This window comes from Microbacterium suaedae, assembly GCF_003254645.1.
GTDB lineage: Bacteria > Actinomycetota > Actinomycetes > Actinomycetales > Microbacteriaceae > Microbacterium > Microbacterium suaedae.
In genome coordinates this window covers 540,515-554,945 of the sequence record NZ_PNFD01000002.1, presented here as the reverse complement: position 1 = coordinate 554,945, position 14,431 = coordinate 540,515, and the positions used below count along the sequence as shown (strand labels likewise).

Here is a 14,431-nt window from a genome sequence, read left to right as displayed (position 1 = left end):
GCCGCGCGCGAGAAAACAGAAGGAGAACTATGGCCACGGAGAACAAGGGCATCATCGATCCGCCGATCGACGAGCTTCTCGACCGCGTCGACTCGAAGTACCAGCTCGTGATCTACAGCTCGAAGCGGGCGCGTCAGATCAACGACTACTACACCGACCTCCAGGAGGGGTCGCTGTTCGACAACGTCGGGCCGCTCGTCGACTCGGCCGTCGAGGACAAGCCGCTCTCGATCGCGCTGCGCGAGATCCACCAGGACAAGCTGCGCCTGCGCCACATCGGGGAGTGACGCTCCCGTCCGCGTTCTGAGGGCCCCCGTCATTCGTTTGTCGGGGGTCCTCGGCATACTCTGTCTCGGCACGTTTCCTGCCGTCCCATTCGCCCACGCACTTTTCGAGGATCCGCGATGAGCCTGCGCCTTTTCACCTCCGAGTCGGTCACCGAAGGACACCCCGACAAGATCTGCGATCAGATCAGCGACAGCGTGCTCGACGCGCTCCTCGCGCAGGATCCCGACGCGCGCGTCGCCGTCGAGACGCTCGTGACGACAGGCCTTGTGCACGTCGCGGGCGAGATCCGCACCGAGGGGTACGCCGACGTGCAGACGATCGTGCGCGACGTCATTCGCCGCATCGGGTACACCTCCAGCGATATGGGCTTCGACGCCGATTCGTGTGGCGTGACCGTCTCGGTCGGGGAGCAGTCGCGGGAGATCGGCGACGGCGTGACGACGAGCGCGGAGCACCGCGGCGGCGATGACGGCGACGCGTTGGATGAGCAGGGCGCGGGCGACCAGGGCATCATGTTCGGGTACGCGACGAACGAGACCCCCAGCTATATGCCGATGGCGATCTGGACGGCGCATCGTCTGGCCGAGCGACTGACGAAGGTGCGTCGTTCGGGAGAGCTCGCCTTCCTGCGCCCCGATGGCAAGACCCAGGTCACGCTCGGCTACGAGGGGCACACGCCGCGCACGGTCGAGACGGTCGTGCTCTCCACGCAGCACAGCCCGGACATCTCGCAGTCCGATCTGGCCGAAGCGGTGGAGCGACTCGTCATCCGTCCCGTTCTCGAGGACACGGGGCTCGACACCTCGGGGCTCGCGCTGCACATCAACCCCTCCGGCAGTTTCACACTCGGCGGCCCCAAGGCCGACGCGGGGCTGACCGGGCGGAAGATCATCATCGACACCTACGGCGGCGCGTCGCGGCACGGTGGCGGCGCTTTCAGCGGCAAGGACCCGTCCAAGGTCGATCGCTCGGCCGCATACGCCATGCGCTGGGTCGCGAAGAACGCTGTCGCCGCCGGGCTCGCCGAACGGCTCGAGGTGCAGATCGCCTATGCGATCGGCAAGGCACATCCGGTCGGGCTGTACGTCGAGACCTTCGGCACGGGCGCGGTGAGCGATGCGGTGATCACCCAGGCCATCGACGAGGTGTTCGATCTGCGCCCGGCGGCGATCGTGCGCGATCTCGATCTTCTGCGTCCCATCTATGCGCAGACGGCCGCCTACGGTCACTTCGGCCGCGAGCTTCCCGACTTCACGTGGGAGCGGACCGACCGCGTTGAACAGCTGCGAGCAGCCGCGGGGCTCTGACGGCGTCCGTGGTCGCGCACGCCGACGAGTCGAGGCGCTCACCGCGCCCGATCGCGCGTGTGATCGTCGACTCGCCGCTCCCGCAGCTGGACCGGCTCTTCGACTACGCGATCCCGGCCGAGCTCGTGGACGAGGCACGCCCGGGGGTCCGGGTGAAGGTGCCGCTGCGCAGTGCGGGGCGTGTGCTGCAGGGCTTCATCGTCGATGTCGGCGAAGAGCCCGACGCGGAGCGCGCCCTCGCAGAGATCGAGACCGTGATCTCGGCCGCCCAGGTCTTGCCCGCGCGGCTGCACGCGCTCGCGCGGGCGATCGCCGACCGGGCCGCGGGCTCGGAGATCGATGTGCTGCGTCTCGCGATCCCGCGGCGCATGGTGCGTGCCGAGAAGGCGTGGCTGGGGCGCGAAGGACGCGACACTCCCGCGGTGGCTGCCGAGGCGCTCGTCCGGGTTGAGGCGGAACTCGACGCGTTTCCCGGCCTGGCCGCGCGCCTCGCGGGGGAGGAGCGCGTCGCGTTCGATGCGCCTCCGGGAGCGACGGGCGGCACGCCCTCCTGGGCGCGGCTTCTCGCCGCTGCCGCGGCGACGACCCTTGCGGGCGGGCGGTCGTCGATCCTCGCCGTTCCTGATCACCGTGACCTGACGCGCCTCGAGGAAGCCGTGCGCGAGGTTCTCCCGAGCGAGGCCGTCGTGCGCATCGACGCCCGGCAGCCGGGGCCCGAGCGCTACGCGAACTATCTGCGCACGCTCGAGCCGACGCCCTGCGTCGTCATCGGCAACAGATCCGCCGTGCTCGCGCCCGTCGCCGATGCCGGACTCGTTGCTCTCTGGGACGACGGCGACGGACTGTTCGAAGAACCGCTCGCGCCGTATGTGCATGCCCGCGACGCCGCTCTCGTGCGACAACGCCTCGAAGGCGGGGCGCTCGTATTCTGCGGTCATACACGGTCCTCGGACGTCGAGCGCCTCATCGGCATCGGCTTCGTGACCGAGGTGCTGCCCGCGCGGCGCGTCACGCCGCGCGTCGTCCTCGCCGCCCCGCAGGATTCACCGAACACGGCGCGGATCCCGTCGGCGGCATTCCGCACGGCGCGCGAGGCGATCGAACACGGGCCCGTCCTCGTACAGGTCGCGCGCCCCGGATACGCACCGACGCTCGTCTGCGCCGAGTGTCGCGCGCCGGCACGCTGTGCGCCGTGCGGAGGCCCGCTGTTCGCCCCGGCACGCGGCGCGACGCCGAGTTGCGGCTGGTGCGGGCGCTCGGCGCACGGGTGGCAGTGTGCGCAGTGCGCCTCGACACGCGTGCGGCTGGCGTCGAGCGGTTCTGAGCGCACAGCGGACGAACTCGGACGGGCATTTCCCGGCGTCCGCGTGATCGTCGCAGACGGCGCGCATCCCGTCGAGAGGGTTGACGATGCGCCGGCCCTCGTCGTTGCGACGCGCGGGGCCGAGCCGTGGACGCCGCGGGGTTACCGGGCGGTGCTGCTCCTCGACGGCGAGAGGATGCTGCAGGCGCCCGATCTCCGCATCGGCGAGGCGTGTCTCCGCGGATGGTCGAATGCGGCGGCCCTCGCGTCGCCCGATGCGACGATCCATCTCGTCGGGGTGACCGGCCCCGTGGCGCGCGCCCTCGCGACGTGGACACACCCTGCCTACGCGCGTGCCGAGCTCGCGGAGCGCGCGCCGGTGAAGATGCCGCCGGCGTCACGGGTCGCGCGCATCGAGGGTGACGTGCCGCAGATGTCCGATGCCTTGGCGCGCCTCCGAGTCGATGTGCCGGATCTGCCCGACGATGCCGTGCTGGGCCCGGTGCCGACGGACGAGATCGCTGGGCGCAAGCGGGTGCGCGCGCTCGTGCGCTTCGACTACGCGCGCGGGGCCGACGTCGCACGGAGCCTCCGCGCCTCGGTCGTGCAGGCGGCCGTGACATCGCGCTCGCGACGCCCTCGCCGCGAGGAGAACTCGGGTCGCACTCGGAGTCCGGCCAATACACTCGCAGTGCGGCTCGATGTCGTCGATCCCGAGCTGTGAGCCCCGTCGAAAGGACGCCCCTCGTCATGCCGCACACCAGCGATCGTCTTCGCATCGTCTTCGCCGGGACCCCCGACGTCGCCGTCCCCTCGCTGCATGCTCTGCACGCTGCGGGCCATGAGATCGCCGCGGTCGTGACGCGGCCCGACGCGCCCCTGGGTCGTCGCCGCATCCTCACGCCTTCGCCCGTCGCGCGCGCCGCGGACGAACTGGGCCTTCCCGTCGTGAAGGCCGCGCGGCTCGACGACGAAGCGACCGCTCGGATCCAGGACTTCGCGCCCGATCTCGGTGTGATCGTCGCCTATGGCGGGCTCGTACGCGAGCCGCTGCTGTCGGCTCCGGACCACGGGTGGATCAATCTGCACTTCTCGCTGCTGCCGCGTTGGCGCGGAGCAGCGCCCGTGCAGCACGCGCTCATCGCGGGCGACTCCGAGACGGGGTCAAGCGTTTTCCGCCTCGTTCCCGAGCTCGACGCCGGGGACGTGTTCGGTGTTCGCGTCCACGCGCCCGGGGCCGACGACACGGCCGGTGATGTCCTGACCTCGCTCGCAGGCTCGGGAGCGGAGCTGCTTGTCGACACGGTCGCAGGGATCGAGGGTGGCACGGCCGTCGCTGAGCCCCAGCGTGGCACGCCCACATTCGCGCCGAAGCTCTCGCTCGACGACGCCCGGCTTCGCTGGGACGCCTCGGCTGACGAAGTGCTGGCGCGGTTCCGCGGCGTGACCCCCGAGCCCGGTGCACATACGACGCTTGCGGGGGAGCGGTTCAAGATCCTCGCCGCGCGGAGGTCGGATGCCACGGAGGCGCTCGCCCCCGGGGCGGTCTCCTCGACCCGGGGCGGGGTGCTTGTGGGAACCGGCACGATGCCGATCCTCGTCGAACGCGTCCAGCCCTCGGGCAAGCCCGCGATGGCGGCCGCCGACTGGCACCGCGGTCTCCGCGACGCGGTGGTTCTCGGCGCATGAGCGGCGCGCGCCGGCGAGCTCCGCACCCGCGCCGGGGGCGAGGCGACGCACCCGAGGTCGTGCAGGCGTCCAGAGAGGTCGCTTTCCGCGTGCTCCGCGCCGTCGAATCAGACGACGCCTATGCGAACCTGCTTCTGCCCGCTGAGATCGAGCGGGCCGGCCTCTCGGCCGGCGACGCCGCTCTGGCGACCGAACTCACCTACGGCACACTGCGCGGGCGAGGCATGTACGACGCGATCATCGAGCTTGCGTCCGGCCGCGAGGTCTCTGCGATCGACGCGGGGGTCCTCGATGCGCTCCGGCTCGGTGCTCATCAGCTGCTGGCGACGCGGGTCGCCTCGCACGCCGCCGTCAATGAGGCCGTCGTGCTCGCGCGGCGCGCAAGCGGCCGTGGTGCGGCCGGATTCGCCAACGCCGTGCTCCGTCGGATCTCTCGGGACACTCCTGGCGAATGGCACGATGCGATCGTGGCTGCGGCGCGGAGCGACGACGAGGCGCTGGGGCGGACGACGTCGCATCCGGTGTGGATCGTGCGCGCACTTCGCCGCTCTCTGGCCGCCGAGGGGCGTGCCGATGAGCTCGACGAGCTGCTTGCTGCCGACAACTCCTCTCCGGCCGTCACGATGGCGGCCCTGCCTGATCTCGCGGAGCCGGTCCCGCCGCGCACACCCTTCTCGCCCATCGGCTTTCGCGCGCCTGCGGGCGACCCCGAGGGGCTCGTACGCGCTTCTCGTGGTGCACAGCGCGTACAGGACGAGGGATCCCAGCTCGTCGCCCTCGCGCTCGCGCGGCTCGATCCTGTGCACGTCGGAGAGCGGTGGCTCGACCTGTGCGCCGGGCCCGGCGGCAAGACGGCGCTCCTCGCGGCGGAGGCGCGCACCGTCGGCGCGCACCTCGAAGCGAACGAAGTCGTGCCCGCGCGCGCGGGCCTGGTGCGCAGAGCGCTCGAGGCCGTTCCGGGCGACGTCCCCGTCCATGAGCGTGACGGACGTGAGCTTGCGAGGGAGAACGCAGGAGAATTCGATCGGATCCTCGTCGACGCGCCCTGCACGGGCCTCGGCGCGTTGCGTCGCCGCCCGGAGGCGCGCTGGCGCAAGCGACCCGACGACGTCGGCGGGCTCGCGGCTCTGCAGGAGGAGCTCCTTGACGCCGCCGTGGAGGCGCTCGCGCCGGGCGGCATCGTCGCCTACGTCACGTGCTCGCCCCACCTGGCCGAGACGAGCGCGGTCGTCCGCACCGTCGTCGAGCGCCGGGGCGACGCCGTCGAGATGCTCGACGCGCCGGCCGCTCTGCAGGCCGTGTCTCGCGAGCGTCTGGAACTCGGGACGCGCGATGAGGGGCTCCCCGTCGCTCAGCTCTGGCCCCATCGTCACGGGACCGATGCCATGTTCCTCGCGCTCCTGCGGCGACGCTGACCGCCTGCTCAGGGGGCGTCGCTCTCCCATCGCACCCGAAGGTCGGGGTCGGAGACGTCGATGACCGCCCGTTCGAGAAGCTCGTCGGCGACGCACTCGACCTCGTCGTCGCCATCGGCGCATCTCGCCGTCGTCCCGATCGTGACGGAGCGGTAAGCGATGGCCGTGCTCGGATCGTCGAAGTGCAGCGAGACGACGGCTTCGGCACCGACGTCGTACGTGAGCTCGCGGCGGAGCGTCCCGTCGATCGGGATCCCGCCGCCGAACGCGTTGGCGTCGAGGGATCCGCAGGCCGTCTCGAGGGTGTCCTCGGCGACGCACGCATCGAGTGACGCGTCGACCGCCGCGATGACCTGTCGACGCCCTTCCTCCGTGATCTCGGTGCCGACGATCGCCTCCCAGGCCCCGGGGATCGCGAGAAGCCGATCCTCGAACAGCACCTGATCGCCGTTCTCGTCGGCGGCCCAGAGCGTCGTCCGATCGGATCCCGTGTCGAACTCGTACAGTCCGGGGAGGAGGACGTACCGGTTCTCTTCGTCGATCGGAACCCCCTCGATCTGGAGCTCCGTGGGCAGCGTCTCGGGGGACAGCCACTGTGAGAAGTTCACAGGAGCGATGGCCCAGTCCGTCGTCGCCCACGCCGACTCGTAAACCTCGATCTCGTGGACCGTGTGCGGACCGTCGCCGAGGCGATAGCCGACCTCGACCGTCGCGCGCCAGTCGTGCTCCGGGTCGGGGGACACCTCGCCGATCGAGATATCGGATATCGGCGCCCGTTGAGAGATGCCGTCGAGGACTTCCTGCGTGAGCAGGGCATGGCTCTCATAGTCTCCGTCGGGTTCGTGGTCGACGTCGAGCCGGGCCATTGCCTCGTCGAGATCGGCATCCGAAACCGCCGCAAAGAAATCATGCGTGATCTGCGCGATCTCCTGCTGAGGCACTTCCGGTGCCGCCTCGCGATCGCCGCCGTTGTCGTCGCCGTCGCCGATCGCCGAGCCGATCACACCGAAGATCACAGGAAGGGCGACGGCGCCGCCCACGGTCCACGCCGCGATCCGGAATCCCCTCTTCGCAGGACGAGCCGTGCGCGGTGCCCGCGACGATCCGTGAGGCGCCGCGGGGCGAAGAAACGGGTTCCGCTCGGGCTCCGATGACGGCTCGGGCGTCGAGGGTGTGGCGGCCGGTTGCTCCGTGGCGGGGGCGGAACGCCCGGTCGACGGGCGCGCCGTCGTGTCCTGGATGCCGGCCTTCTCGCCGCCCGTTTCGGAGCCGGACGGGGGCGCAGGGGAGATCTCCTCCGAGAACAGTTCCTCCGGAGACGCGGCCTCCGGGGAGAGCCTCTCCGGGGACGTTTCCTCCGGAGACGTGACTTCCGAGACCGAGACATCGGAAGCTGCCTCCGCCTCGTCGCCGTGCTCGGAAGGGCTCGGCTCGCCGTCCCGCTGCCACGGCATCCGCCTGTCCCAGCGGAACGTGTCGTCGCGGTGCCCGCCCTTCTGCCACGGGAAATCGCCCAATTCCCCACCCCCTCGAATGCTCGCTTCACACTACCGACGGCGACCCGGGGATAATGACGGGGTGACACTTCCCGGAGCCCCGCGCATCAACCCGAGCATCCTGTCCGCCGACTTCGTGAACATGCAGCGCGACCTCGAGCGCATCGCGGGGGCCGACCTCGTGCACGTCGACGTCATGGACAACCATTTCGTGCCGAACCTCACCTTCGGCCCGCAGATGGTCGAGCGCGTGCAGGCGACGAGCCCGATCCCGTTGGACGTGCACCTCATGATCAGCGATCCGGATCGCTGGGCTCCCGGCTACGCCGAGATCGGCGCGGCCTCCGTCACCTTCCATGTCGAGGCGGCACGGGATCCCATCGCCCTCGCACGACGGATCCGCGACATCGGCGCGCGTGCGGGAATCGCGGCGAAGCCCGGCACGTCGGTGGAACCGCTTCTCGACCATCTCGGCGAGTTCGACCAGGTGCTCGTGATGACGGTCGAGCCGGGGTTCGGTGGGCAGAGCTTCATGCCGGAGACGATGCCGAAGCTGGCGGAGCTGCGCGAGGCAGCCTCACGGACGGGTGCCGACGTCTGGCTGCAGGTCGACGGCGGCATCGGCCCGGGCACGATCGAGCAGGCCGCCGCGGCCGGAGCGGACACCTTCGTCGCGGGCTCGGCCGTGTTCGGCGCCGACGACATCGACGCGCGCATTGCCCAGCTGCGGGAGCTGGCGCGAGCGCACAGCCACTGAGCGGTAGCCTGGACGGGTGAAGACGTTCGAGGACCTGTTCGCCGAGCTGAGCGAGAAGGCACAGACCCGCCCCGAGGGATCCGGCACCGTCGACGAGCTGGATCGCGGCGTGCATTTCATCGGCAAGAAGATCGTCGAGGAAGCTGCCGAGGTCTGGATGGCGTCGGAGTACCAGTCCGACGCGGAGACGGCCGAGGAGATGTCCCAGCTCCTGTATCACCTGCAGGTGATGATGCTCGCGAAGGGGCTCAGCCTCGACGACGTCTATCGACATCTCTGATCCGCGTTCGCCGTTCCGCCACGCCCACCGATCAGGAAAGACCCCACCCGTGCTGCGTATCGCCATCCCCAACAAGGGCTCGCTGTCCGAGACCGCCGTGCAGATGCTGGCTGAGGCCGGCTATGCCACTCGCCGTGACTCGAAGACCCTGCACCTCATCGACGACGCGAACGGCGTCGAGTTCTTCTATCTGCGCCCCCGCGATATCGCGACGTATGTCGCTCACGGCGCGCTCGACGTCGGCCTGACCGGCCGCGATCTGCTTCTCGATGTGCGCCTACCGGAGGCTCGCGAGATCGAGGCGCTCGGATTCGGCGACTCGACGTTCCGCTTCGCCGCCCCCACCGGCCGATTCGCTTCGCTCGAAGATCTCGACGGCAAGCGCGTGGCGACGAGCTATGCGGGGCTCGTCGAGTCGTTTCTCGCGGAACACGGTGTGTCCGTCGACGTGGTGCCGCTGAACGGTGCGGTCGAGTCTGCCGTCCGTCTCGGTGTCGCCGACGCCGTGGCAGACGTCGTGTCGACGGGGACGACGCTCCGGCAGGCAGGCCTCGAGATCTTCGGGCCCGTCATGCTGGAGTCCGAAGCCATCCTCATCCAGGGGCCGAGCGACCCGGCGGGGGTCGACACGCTGCTGCGCCGTCTGCGCGGTGTCCTCGTCGCGCGCCGCTACGTCATGCTCGACTACGATCTGCCGGCTGATCTGCTCGACCGTGCGAGCGAGGTCGCGCAGGGCATGCAGTCGCCGACCGTGTCGCCTCTGCAGCGCGAAGGCTGGGTCGCCGTGCGCGTCATGGTGCCCCGGCTCGAGGCGAACCGGATCATGGACGACCTCTACGCTCTCGGCGCGCGGGCACTGCTCGTGACCGCGATCGACAACGCGCGACTGTGAGGCTGGCATGACTCCGCAGCACGCGACGGCCTCGGATCTCGGCGTCGCGACGCGCGTCATCCCCTGCCTCGATGTGTCGGGCGGGCGCGTCGTCAAGGGCGTCAACTTCGAGAATCTTCGCGAGATGGGGGATCCCGTCGAACTGGCGCGCGAGTACTACGCGCAGGGTGCTGACGAGCTCACCTTCCTCGATGTGGGGGCCTCGGTCGAGGAGCGCGCGACGATGTACGACGTCGTCCGCTCGACGGCCGAGCAGGTCTTCATTCCGCTCACGGTCGGGGGAGGTGTGCGGTCGGTCGAGGACGTGGCCCGCCTGCAGGAGGTCGGCGCCGACAAGGTCGGCGTGAACTCGGCGGCGATCGCGAGGCCGGGGCTGCTGGACGAGATCGCCGACCGTTTCGGCGCGCAGGCGCTCGTGCTCTCTCTCGACATCAAGCGGTCGGAGAAGACCGAGAGCGGATTCGTCGTGACGACCCACGGCGGTCGCACGGAGACCGACATCGACGCCATCGCCTGGGCGCGGGAGGCCGTCGAACGCGGCGCGGGAGAGTTGCTCGTCAATTCGATCGACGCCGACGGCACCCGGGCCGGATTCGATCTGGAGCTGACGACCGCCGTGCGCGAGTGCGCCGATGTGCCGATCATCGCCTCGGGGGGTGCGGGGGAGGCCGCGCACTTCGCCCCGGCGGTGCGCGCGGGCGCCGATGCCGTGCTCGCGGCGACCGTGTTCCATTCCGGGCAGATCACCATCACGCAGGTCAAGCAGGCCATGCGCGATGAGGGGATCCTGATCCGATGACCATTCCGAACGGCGCGCCGTCGCGACGCCGCGCTGACAGGAGAGCTTTCACCCGATGAACGCACCGAACGACCTCGATCTCGCGCTGCGCATGTCACGCGTGCGGTTCGGAGACGACGGCCTCGTGCCCGCCGTGGTGCAGGAGCACACCACGCACGATGTGCTCATGCTCGCGTGGATGGACGCGGAGGCCCTGCGTCGCACCCTCACCGAGGGGCGCGTCACGTACTGGTCGCGCAGCCGCCAGGAGTACTGGCGCAAGGGCGACACGTCCGGCCACGTGCAGATCGTGAAGGGCGCCCGCATCGACTGCGACGGTGACGTCGTGCTGCTGGATGTCGAGCAGACCGGCGCCGCCTGCCACACCGGCACGCGAACGTGTTTCGATGGCGCCGAGCGCGACCTCCAGCCGGTCGTGGGCCCACGCGACGAGGGTGCTCGTGGCGACGCGGAGCGGCGGAACGAGAAGTAGTGGGGATCGTGACCGCCGCATCCGCGGGCTGGACCGTGCGTCGCGGGCGCACGGCGAGCGTCGTCACTCTCCTGGGCGGATCCGCGATCGCGCTCATCTCATCGACGCAGACCTGGGCGACGACCGAGATCTCGGGCGCCATCGTCTCGTCGACGGGAGCGGACGCGGTCCCGCTTCTGCAGCCGCTCTCGCTCGCGGCACTGGCTTCGTCGCTCGCGCTCGCCCTCACAGGGCGCGTCGTGCGCCTGGTTCTCGCAGCGGCCGCCGCCGCGATCGGGGCGCTGCTCGTCGCCTTCTCGGTACCTGTCGCCTCCGCGGCACCCGTCTCGGCGATCGAGACCGCCGTCACGGAGCACACGGGCATCGCGGGTTCGGCCAGCGTGGCCGAGCTCGTCGACGAGGTTTCCGCCGGACCCTGGGCCTGGGCGGGAGTCGCTGGTGCGGTCATCGTCTTCGCCGGAGGCGCGCTCGCGCTCTCGACCGGCGCGAGATGGGCGCGTGCCGGGCGACGCTACGAGAGCGCGGTGCCGCGATCTCTGCCGGGCGCCGGCCCGCTCGACGCGGTCGATACCTGGGACGACCTCTCTCGTGGCGACGACCCGACCGAGACGCACGCCGACGAGCCCCCGCGCCGCGGGGATCCCGAGGCGTGATCCCCTAGACTCGATTCATCCCCTGCACGATTCTTCAGGAGCAGCCTCATGAGCAATCCCATCGGAGACCCGGGCCACGGCCACTCGCCCGCGGCTTGGACCAACGTCATCATCATGCTGATCGCGATCTCGATCGGTACGGCGGCGCTGTTCTTCGACGTGATGTGGCTCGTTCTCGCGGCGGCTGTCCTGTTCGTCGTCGGTCCGATCGTCGGTCTCATCATGGCGAAGGCCGGTTTCGGCGCGAACGGCCCCAAGTACCAGCCGAAGGGGCACTGATGTCGCTCCTCGCCGACCTCACGACCGGGGCGGTCGAGGACGCCGAATCTCGACGCGCGCAGCGGCCCCTCGCAGAGGTCGAACGGATCGCGGAGGAGCGCTCGCCCGCGCTCGACGCGACCGAGTTCCTTGCTCGCACCGAGACGATCCGCGTGATCGCGGAAGTCAAGCGCGCGAGCCCGTCGCGCGGCGATCTCGCCGCGATCCCGGATCCGTCTCATCAGGCGAGCCTGTACGAATCCGGCGGAGCCGCTGCGATCAGCGTGCTCACGGAGGGGCGCCGATTCAAGGGCTCCCTCGCCGATCTCACGGCCGTCAAGGAACGGGTGGGCGTCCCCGTCCTCCGCAAGGACTTCGTGGCGACGCCGTATCAGGTCGCGGAGGCTCGCGCCGCGGGCGCCGATATGGTGCTGCTGATCGTCGCCGCGCTTGAACGCCGTCAGCTCGCCGAGCTGTTTGGCCTGATCGTCGAGATGGGCATGACCCCCCTTGTCGAGGCCCACACGGCCGACGAGGTGTCGATCGCCGCTGACCTCGGCGCGCCGATCATCGGCGTCAACGCCCGTGACCTCTCCGACTTCTCGCTCGACCGAGAGCTGTTCGCGCGTCTCGCGTCCGGCATTCCCGAGGGGACCATCCGGGTCGCCGAGTCGGCGGTGTCGACCCCCGACGATGTCGTGCGCTATCGGCGCGACGGCGCCGACGCCGTCCTGATCGGCGAGGCCCTCGTGACGGGCGATCCCGTCCGTTCCCTCCGTTCATTCATCTCGGCCACCGAAGGGATCTGATGTCACTGCGCGACCAGCCGGGCCCGTTCTTCGGCGACTTCGGCGGGCGGTACATGCCCGAGTCGCTCATCGCGGCCATCGACGACCTCGCGGCGGCCCACGCCGAGGCGATGGCCGATCCGTCCTTCCTCGCGGAGCTGGCGGCGCTGCTGACCGACTATGCGGGCCGACCCTCGCCGCTGACCGAGGTGCCGCGCTTCGCCGCGCACGCCGGAGGCGCTCGGGTCTTCCTCAAGCGAGAAGATCTCAACCACACGGGCAGCCACAAGATCAACAACGTGCTCGGCCAGGCGCTCCTCACGAAGCGCCTCGGCAAGACCCGCGTGATCGCGGAGACGGGCGCGGGCCAGCACGGCGTGGCGACCGCGACGGCAGCGGCACTCTTCGGCATGGAGTGCACGATCTACATGGGTGAGGTCGACACCGAGCGACAGGCCCTGAACGTCGCCCGGATGCGGCTGCTCGGCGCCGAGGTCGTGCCCGTGAAGAACGGGTCTCGCACGCTCAAGGACGCCATCAACGAGGCCTATCGGGACTGGGTCGCGAGCGTCGAGACGACGAACTACATCTTCGGCACGGCCGCGGGCCCGCATCCCTTCCCGGCGATGGTTCGCGACTTCCAGAAGGTCATCTCCGAGGAGGCTCGTCAGCAGCTCCTCGATCGCACGGGGAGCCTTCCCGACGCGGTCGTCGCCTGCGTCGGCGGCGGATCCAACGCGATCGGCATGTTCGACGCGTTCATCGACGACGCCGACGTCCGCCTCGTGGGCGTCGAGGCGGCCGGCGACGGCGTCGACACACCGCGTCACGCGGCCTCGATCGAGCGCGGGCGACCCGGGGTCCTCCACGGTGCGCGCACCTACGTTCTGATGGACGATGACGGGCAGACGATCGAGTCGCACTCGATCTCTGCGGGGCTCGACTATCCCGGCGTCGGCCCGGAACACGCATGGCTCGCTGCCACCGGGCGTGCGACCTACGTGCCCGCGACAGACGACGAGGCGATGCAGGCGCTCCGCCTGCTCACCGAGACCGAGGGGATCATCCCCGCGATCGAATCGGCGCACGCCCTCGCCGGCGCCCTGCGGCTCGGCCGCGAACTCGGGCCCGATGCGACGATCGCGATCTGCCTGTCGGGGCGCGGCGACAAGGACATGGACACCGCCGCCACCTACTTCGGCCTGTACGACGAGGAGTCGAGCGAATGACGTCATCCGTCGAGAACGCGATCGACGCGGCACGGGCCGAGGGGCGAGGCGCGTTCATCGGGTACCTCCCGGTGGGGTACCCCGATCTGCAGACCTCCATCGACGCCGCTGTTGCGCTGGCAGAGAACGGCGCCGACGTGCTCGAGCTCGGTCCGCCCTACAGCGACCCGGTCATGGACGGGCCCGTCATCCAGGAGGCGACGAACCAGGCCCTCGAGGCCGGCTTCCGCACCGCGGATCTGTTCACAGCGCTGCGAGAGATCACGTCGCGCACGAACGTCCCGGTCCTGGTGATGACCTACTGGAACCTCGTCGTGCAGTACGGCGTCGAGCGATACGCGCGCGACCTCGCCGCCGCCGGGGGAGCGGGCCTCATCACTCCCGACATCACGCCCGACGCGGGGTCCGAGTGGATTCGCGCGTCTGAGGAAGCGGGCCTCGACCGCGTCTTCCTCGCCGCCCCCACAACGTCCGATGAGCGCCTTCGCATGATCGCCGAGGTGTCGACGGGGTTCGTCTACACGGTCTCGACGATGGGGATCACGGGCGAGCGCACTGACCTCGATGCGGCGGCGCGGAGCGTCGTCGAGCGCCTCCGCGCGAACGGGGCCGAACGCGCCTGCGTCGGAATCGGCGTGACGACCGCAGACCATGTCGCGAGCGTCGTCTCCTACGCGGACGGCGCCATCGTGGGGACGGCGCTCGTGCGCGCCCTCCGCGACGGCGGCGTCGAAGGCCTCGCAGCCAAGGCGCGCGAACTCGCGGCCGGCACGCGGATCCCCGCCGTCACAGACTGAGACCCCCA

At 70.3% G+C, this 14,431-nt stretch carries 16 protein-coding genes; 15 read left to right on the top strand and 1 reads right to left on the bottom strand.

Features of this window, described 5'->3' with window-relative positions; translation table 11 throughout:
* Positions 1-29: 29 nt before the first annotated feature.
* The 5 genes from rpoZ (at position 30) to C0012_RS09215 (ending at position 6,002) form a co-directional block, all read left to right on the top strand.
* On the top strand, positions 30-287 hold the full coding sequence (gene rpoZ / locus C0012_RS09235) for a DNA-directed RNA polymerase subunit omega (RefSeq protein ID WP_110588923.1): 258 nt from the start codon (positions 30-32) through the stop codon (positions 285-287).
* Positions 288-404: 117 nt separating this feature from the next.
* The gene (metK, locus tag C0012_RS09230; RefSeq protein WP_110588924.1) at positions 405-1,595 is read left to right on the top strand and encodes a methionine adenosyltransferase; all 1,191 of its coding nucleotides are present in this window, start codon (positions 405-407) and stop codon (positions 1,593-1,595) included.
* Positions 1,596-1,654: 59 nt separating this feature from the next.
* Entirely contained in the window at positions 1,655-3,622 is a 1,968-nt protein-coding gene (locus C0012_RS09225; RefSeq protein WP_232527850.1) for a primosomal protein N' family DNA-binding protein, read from the top strand.
* A 26-nt stretch (positions 3,623-3,648) separates the two neighbouring features.
* The gene (gene fmt / locus C0012_RS09220; protein ID WP_110589378.1) at positions 3,649-4,587 is read left to right on the top strand and encodes a methionyl-tRNA formyltransferase; all 939 of its coding nucleotides are present in this window, start codon (positions 3,649-3,651) and stop codon (positions 4,585-4,587) included.
* On the top strand, positions 4,584-6,002 hold the full coding sequence (locus C0012_RS09215) for an RsmB/NOP family class I SAM-dependent RNA methyltransferase (RefSeq protein ID WP_110588926.1): 1,419 nt from the start codon (positions 4,584-4,586) through the stop codon (positions 6,000-6,002). The genes fmt and C0012_RS09215 overlap by 4 nt, the downstream gene beginning before the upstream one ends.
* A gap of 8 nt (positions 6,003-6,010) precedes the next feature.
* Here C0012_RS09215 and C0012_RS09210 read toward each other — a convergent pair whose 3' ends face one another.
* A complete protein-coding gene (locus C0012_RS09210; RefSeq protein WP_110588927.1) occupies positions 6,011-7,519 on the bottom strand; it encodes a hypothetical protein in 1,509 nt (502 codons plus the stop codon).
* A 61-nt stretch (positions 7,520-7,580) separates the two neighbouring features.
* Here C0012_RS09210 and rpe point away from each other — a divergent pair, with 61 nt between their 5' ends.
* Genes rpe through trpA form a run of 10 tightly spaced genes read left to right on the top strand, consistent with a single transcriptional unit; the run spans position 7,581 to position 14,423 of the window.
* A complete protein-coding gene (rpe, locus tag C0012_RS09205) occupies positions 7,581-8,255 on the top strand; it encodes a ribulose-phosphate 3-epimerase (protein ID WP_269777934.1) in 675 nt (224 codons plus the stop codon).
* A 16-nt stretch (positions 8,256-8,271) separates the two neighbouring features.
* Entirely contained in the window at positions 8,272-8,535 is a 264-nt protein-coding gene (locus tag C0012_RS09200; protein WP_110588929.1) for a phosphoribosyl-ATP diphosphatase, read from the top strand.
* A gap of 49 nt (positions 8,536-8,584) precedes the next feature.
* Positions 8,585-9,427, top strand: a complete 843-nt coding sequence (gene hisG, locus C0012_RS09195; RefSeq protein ID WP_110588930.1) for an ATP phosphoribosyltransferase — start codon at positions 8,585-8,587, stop codon at positions 9,425-9,427.
* A gap of 7 nt (positions 9,428-9,434) precedes the next feature.
* Positions 9,435-10,226, top strand: coding sequence for an imidazole glycerol phosphate synthase subunit HisF (gene hisF / locus C0012_RS09190; RefSeq protein ID WP_110588931.1), 792 nt, complete (start codon positions 9,435-9,437; stop codon positions 10,224-10,226).
* A gap of 55 nt (positions 10,227-10,281) precedes the next feature.
* Positions 10,282-10,698, top strand: a complete 417-nt coding sequence (gene hisI, locus C0012_RS09185; RefSeq protein ID WP_110588932.1) for a phosphoribosyl-AMP cyclohydrolase — start codon at positions 10,282-10,284, stop codon at positions 10,696-10,698.
* An 8-nt stretch (positions 10,699-10,706) separates the two neighbouring features.
* Positions 10,707-11,351: a Trp biosynthesis-associated membrane protein gene (locus C0012_RS09180; RefSeq protein WP_162621831.1), complete on the top strand. Its 645-nt coding sequence runs from the start codon at positions 10,707-10,709 to the stop codon at positions 11,349-11,351.
* A 48-nt stretch (positions 11,352-11,399) separates the two neighbouring features.
* A complete protein-coding gene (locus C0012_RS09175) occupies positions 11,400-11,630 on the top strand; it encodes a DUF6704 family protein (RefSeq protein ID WP_110588934.1) in 231 nt (76 codons plus the stop codon).
* Positions 11,630-12,418 carry an indole-3-glycerol phosphate synthase TrpC gene (gene trpC / locus C0012_RS09170; protein WP_110588935.1) on the top strand — a complete coding sequence of 263 codons (789 nt, stop codon included), beginning with the start codon at positions 11,630-11,632 and terminating at the stop codon, positions 12,416-12,418. The genes C0012_RS09175 and trpC overlap by 1 nt, the downstream gene beginning before the upstream one ends.
* Complete coding sequence (gene trpB / locus C0012_RS09165) at positions 12,418-13,626, top strand: tryptophan synthase subunit beta (RefSeq protein WP_110588936.1); 1,209 nt, start codon at positions 12,418-12,420, stop codon at positions 13,624-13,626. The genes trpC and trpB overlap by 1 nt, the downstream gene beginning before the upstream one ends.
* Positions 13,623-14,423, top strand: a complete 801-nt coding sequence (gene trpA / locus C0012_RS09160) for a tryptophan synthase subunit alpha (protein ID WP_110588937.1) — start codon at positions 13,623-13,625, stop codon at positions 14,421-14,423. The genes trpB and trpA overlap by 4 nt, the downstream gene beginning before the upstream one ends.
* Positions 14,424-14,431 lie beyond the last annotated feature (8 nt).

Excerpts from the sequence above, each read along its gene's own strand:
- C0012_RS09215 (WP_110588926.1), top strand. The coding sequence starts at position 4,584 with ATGAGCGGCGCGCGCCGGCGAGCTCCGCACCCGCGCCGGGGGCGAGGC.
- trpC (WP_110588935.1), top strand. The coding sequence starts at position 11,630 with ATGTCGCTCCTCGCCGACCTCACGACCGGGGCGGTCGAGGACGCCGAA.
- metK (WP_110588924.1), top strand. The coding sequence starts at position 405 with ATGAGCCTGCGCCTTTTCACCTCCGAGTCGGTCACCGAAGGACACCCC.
- C0012_RS09175 (WP_110588934.1), top strand. The coding sequence starts at position 11,400 with ATGAGCAATCCCATCGGAGACCCGGGCCACGGCCACTCGCCCGCGGCT.
- rpoZ (WP_110588923.1), top strand. The coding sequence starts at position 30 with ATGGCCACGGAGAACAAGGGCATCATCGATCCGCCGATCGACGAGCTT.
- hisI (WP_110588932.1), top strand. The coding sequence starts at position 10,282 with ATGAACGCACCGAACGACCTCGATCTCGCGCTGCGCATGTCACGCGTG.
- fmt (WP_110589378.1), top strand. The coding sequence starts at position 3,649 with ATGCCGCACACCAGCGATCGTCTTCGCATCGTCTTCGCCGGGACCCCC.
- trpB (WP_110588936.1), top strand. The coding sequence starts at position 12,418 with ATGTCACTGCGCGACCAGCCGGGCCCGTTCTTCGGCGACTTCGGCGGG.
- trpA (WP_110588937.1), top strand. The coding sequence starts at position 13,623 with ATGACGTCATCCGTCGAGAACGCGATCGACGCGGCACGGGCCGAGGGG.
- hisF (WP_110588931.1), top strand. The coding sequence starts at position 9,435 with ATGACTCCGCAGCACGCGACGGCCTCGGATCTCGGCGTCGCGACGCGC.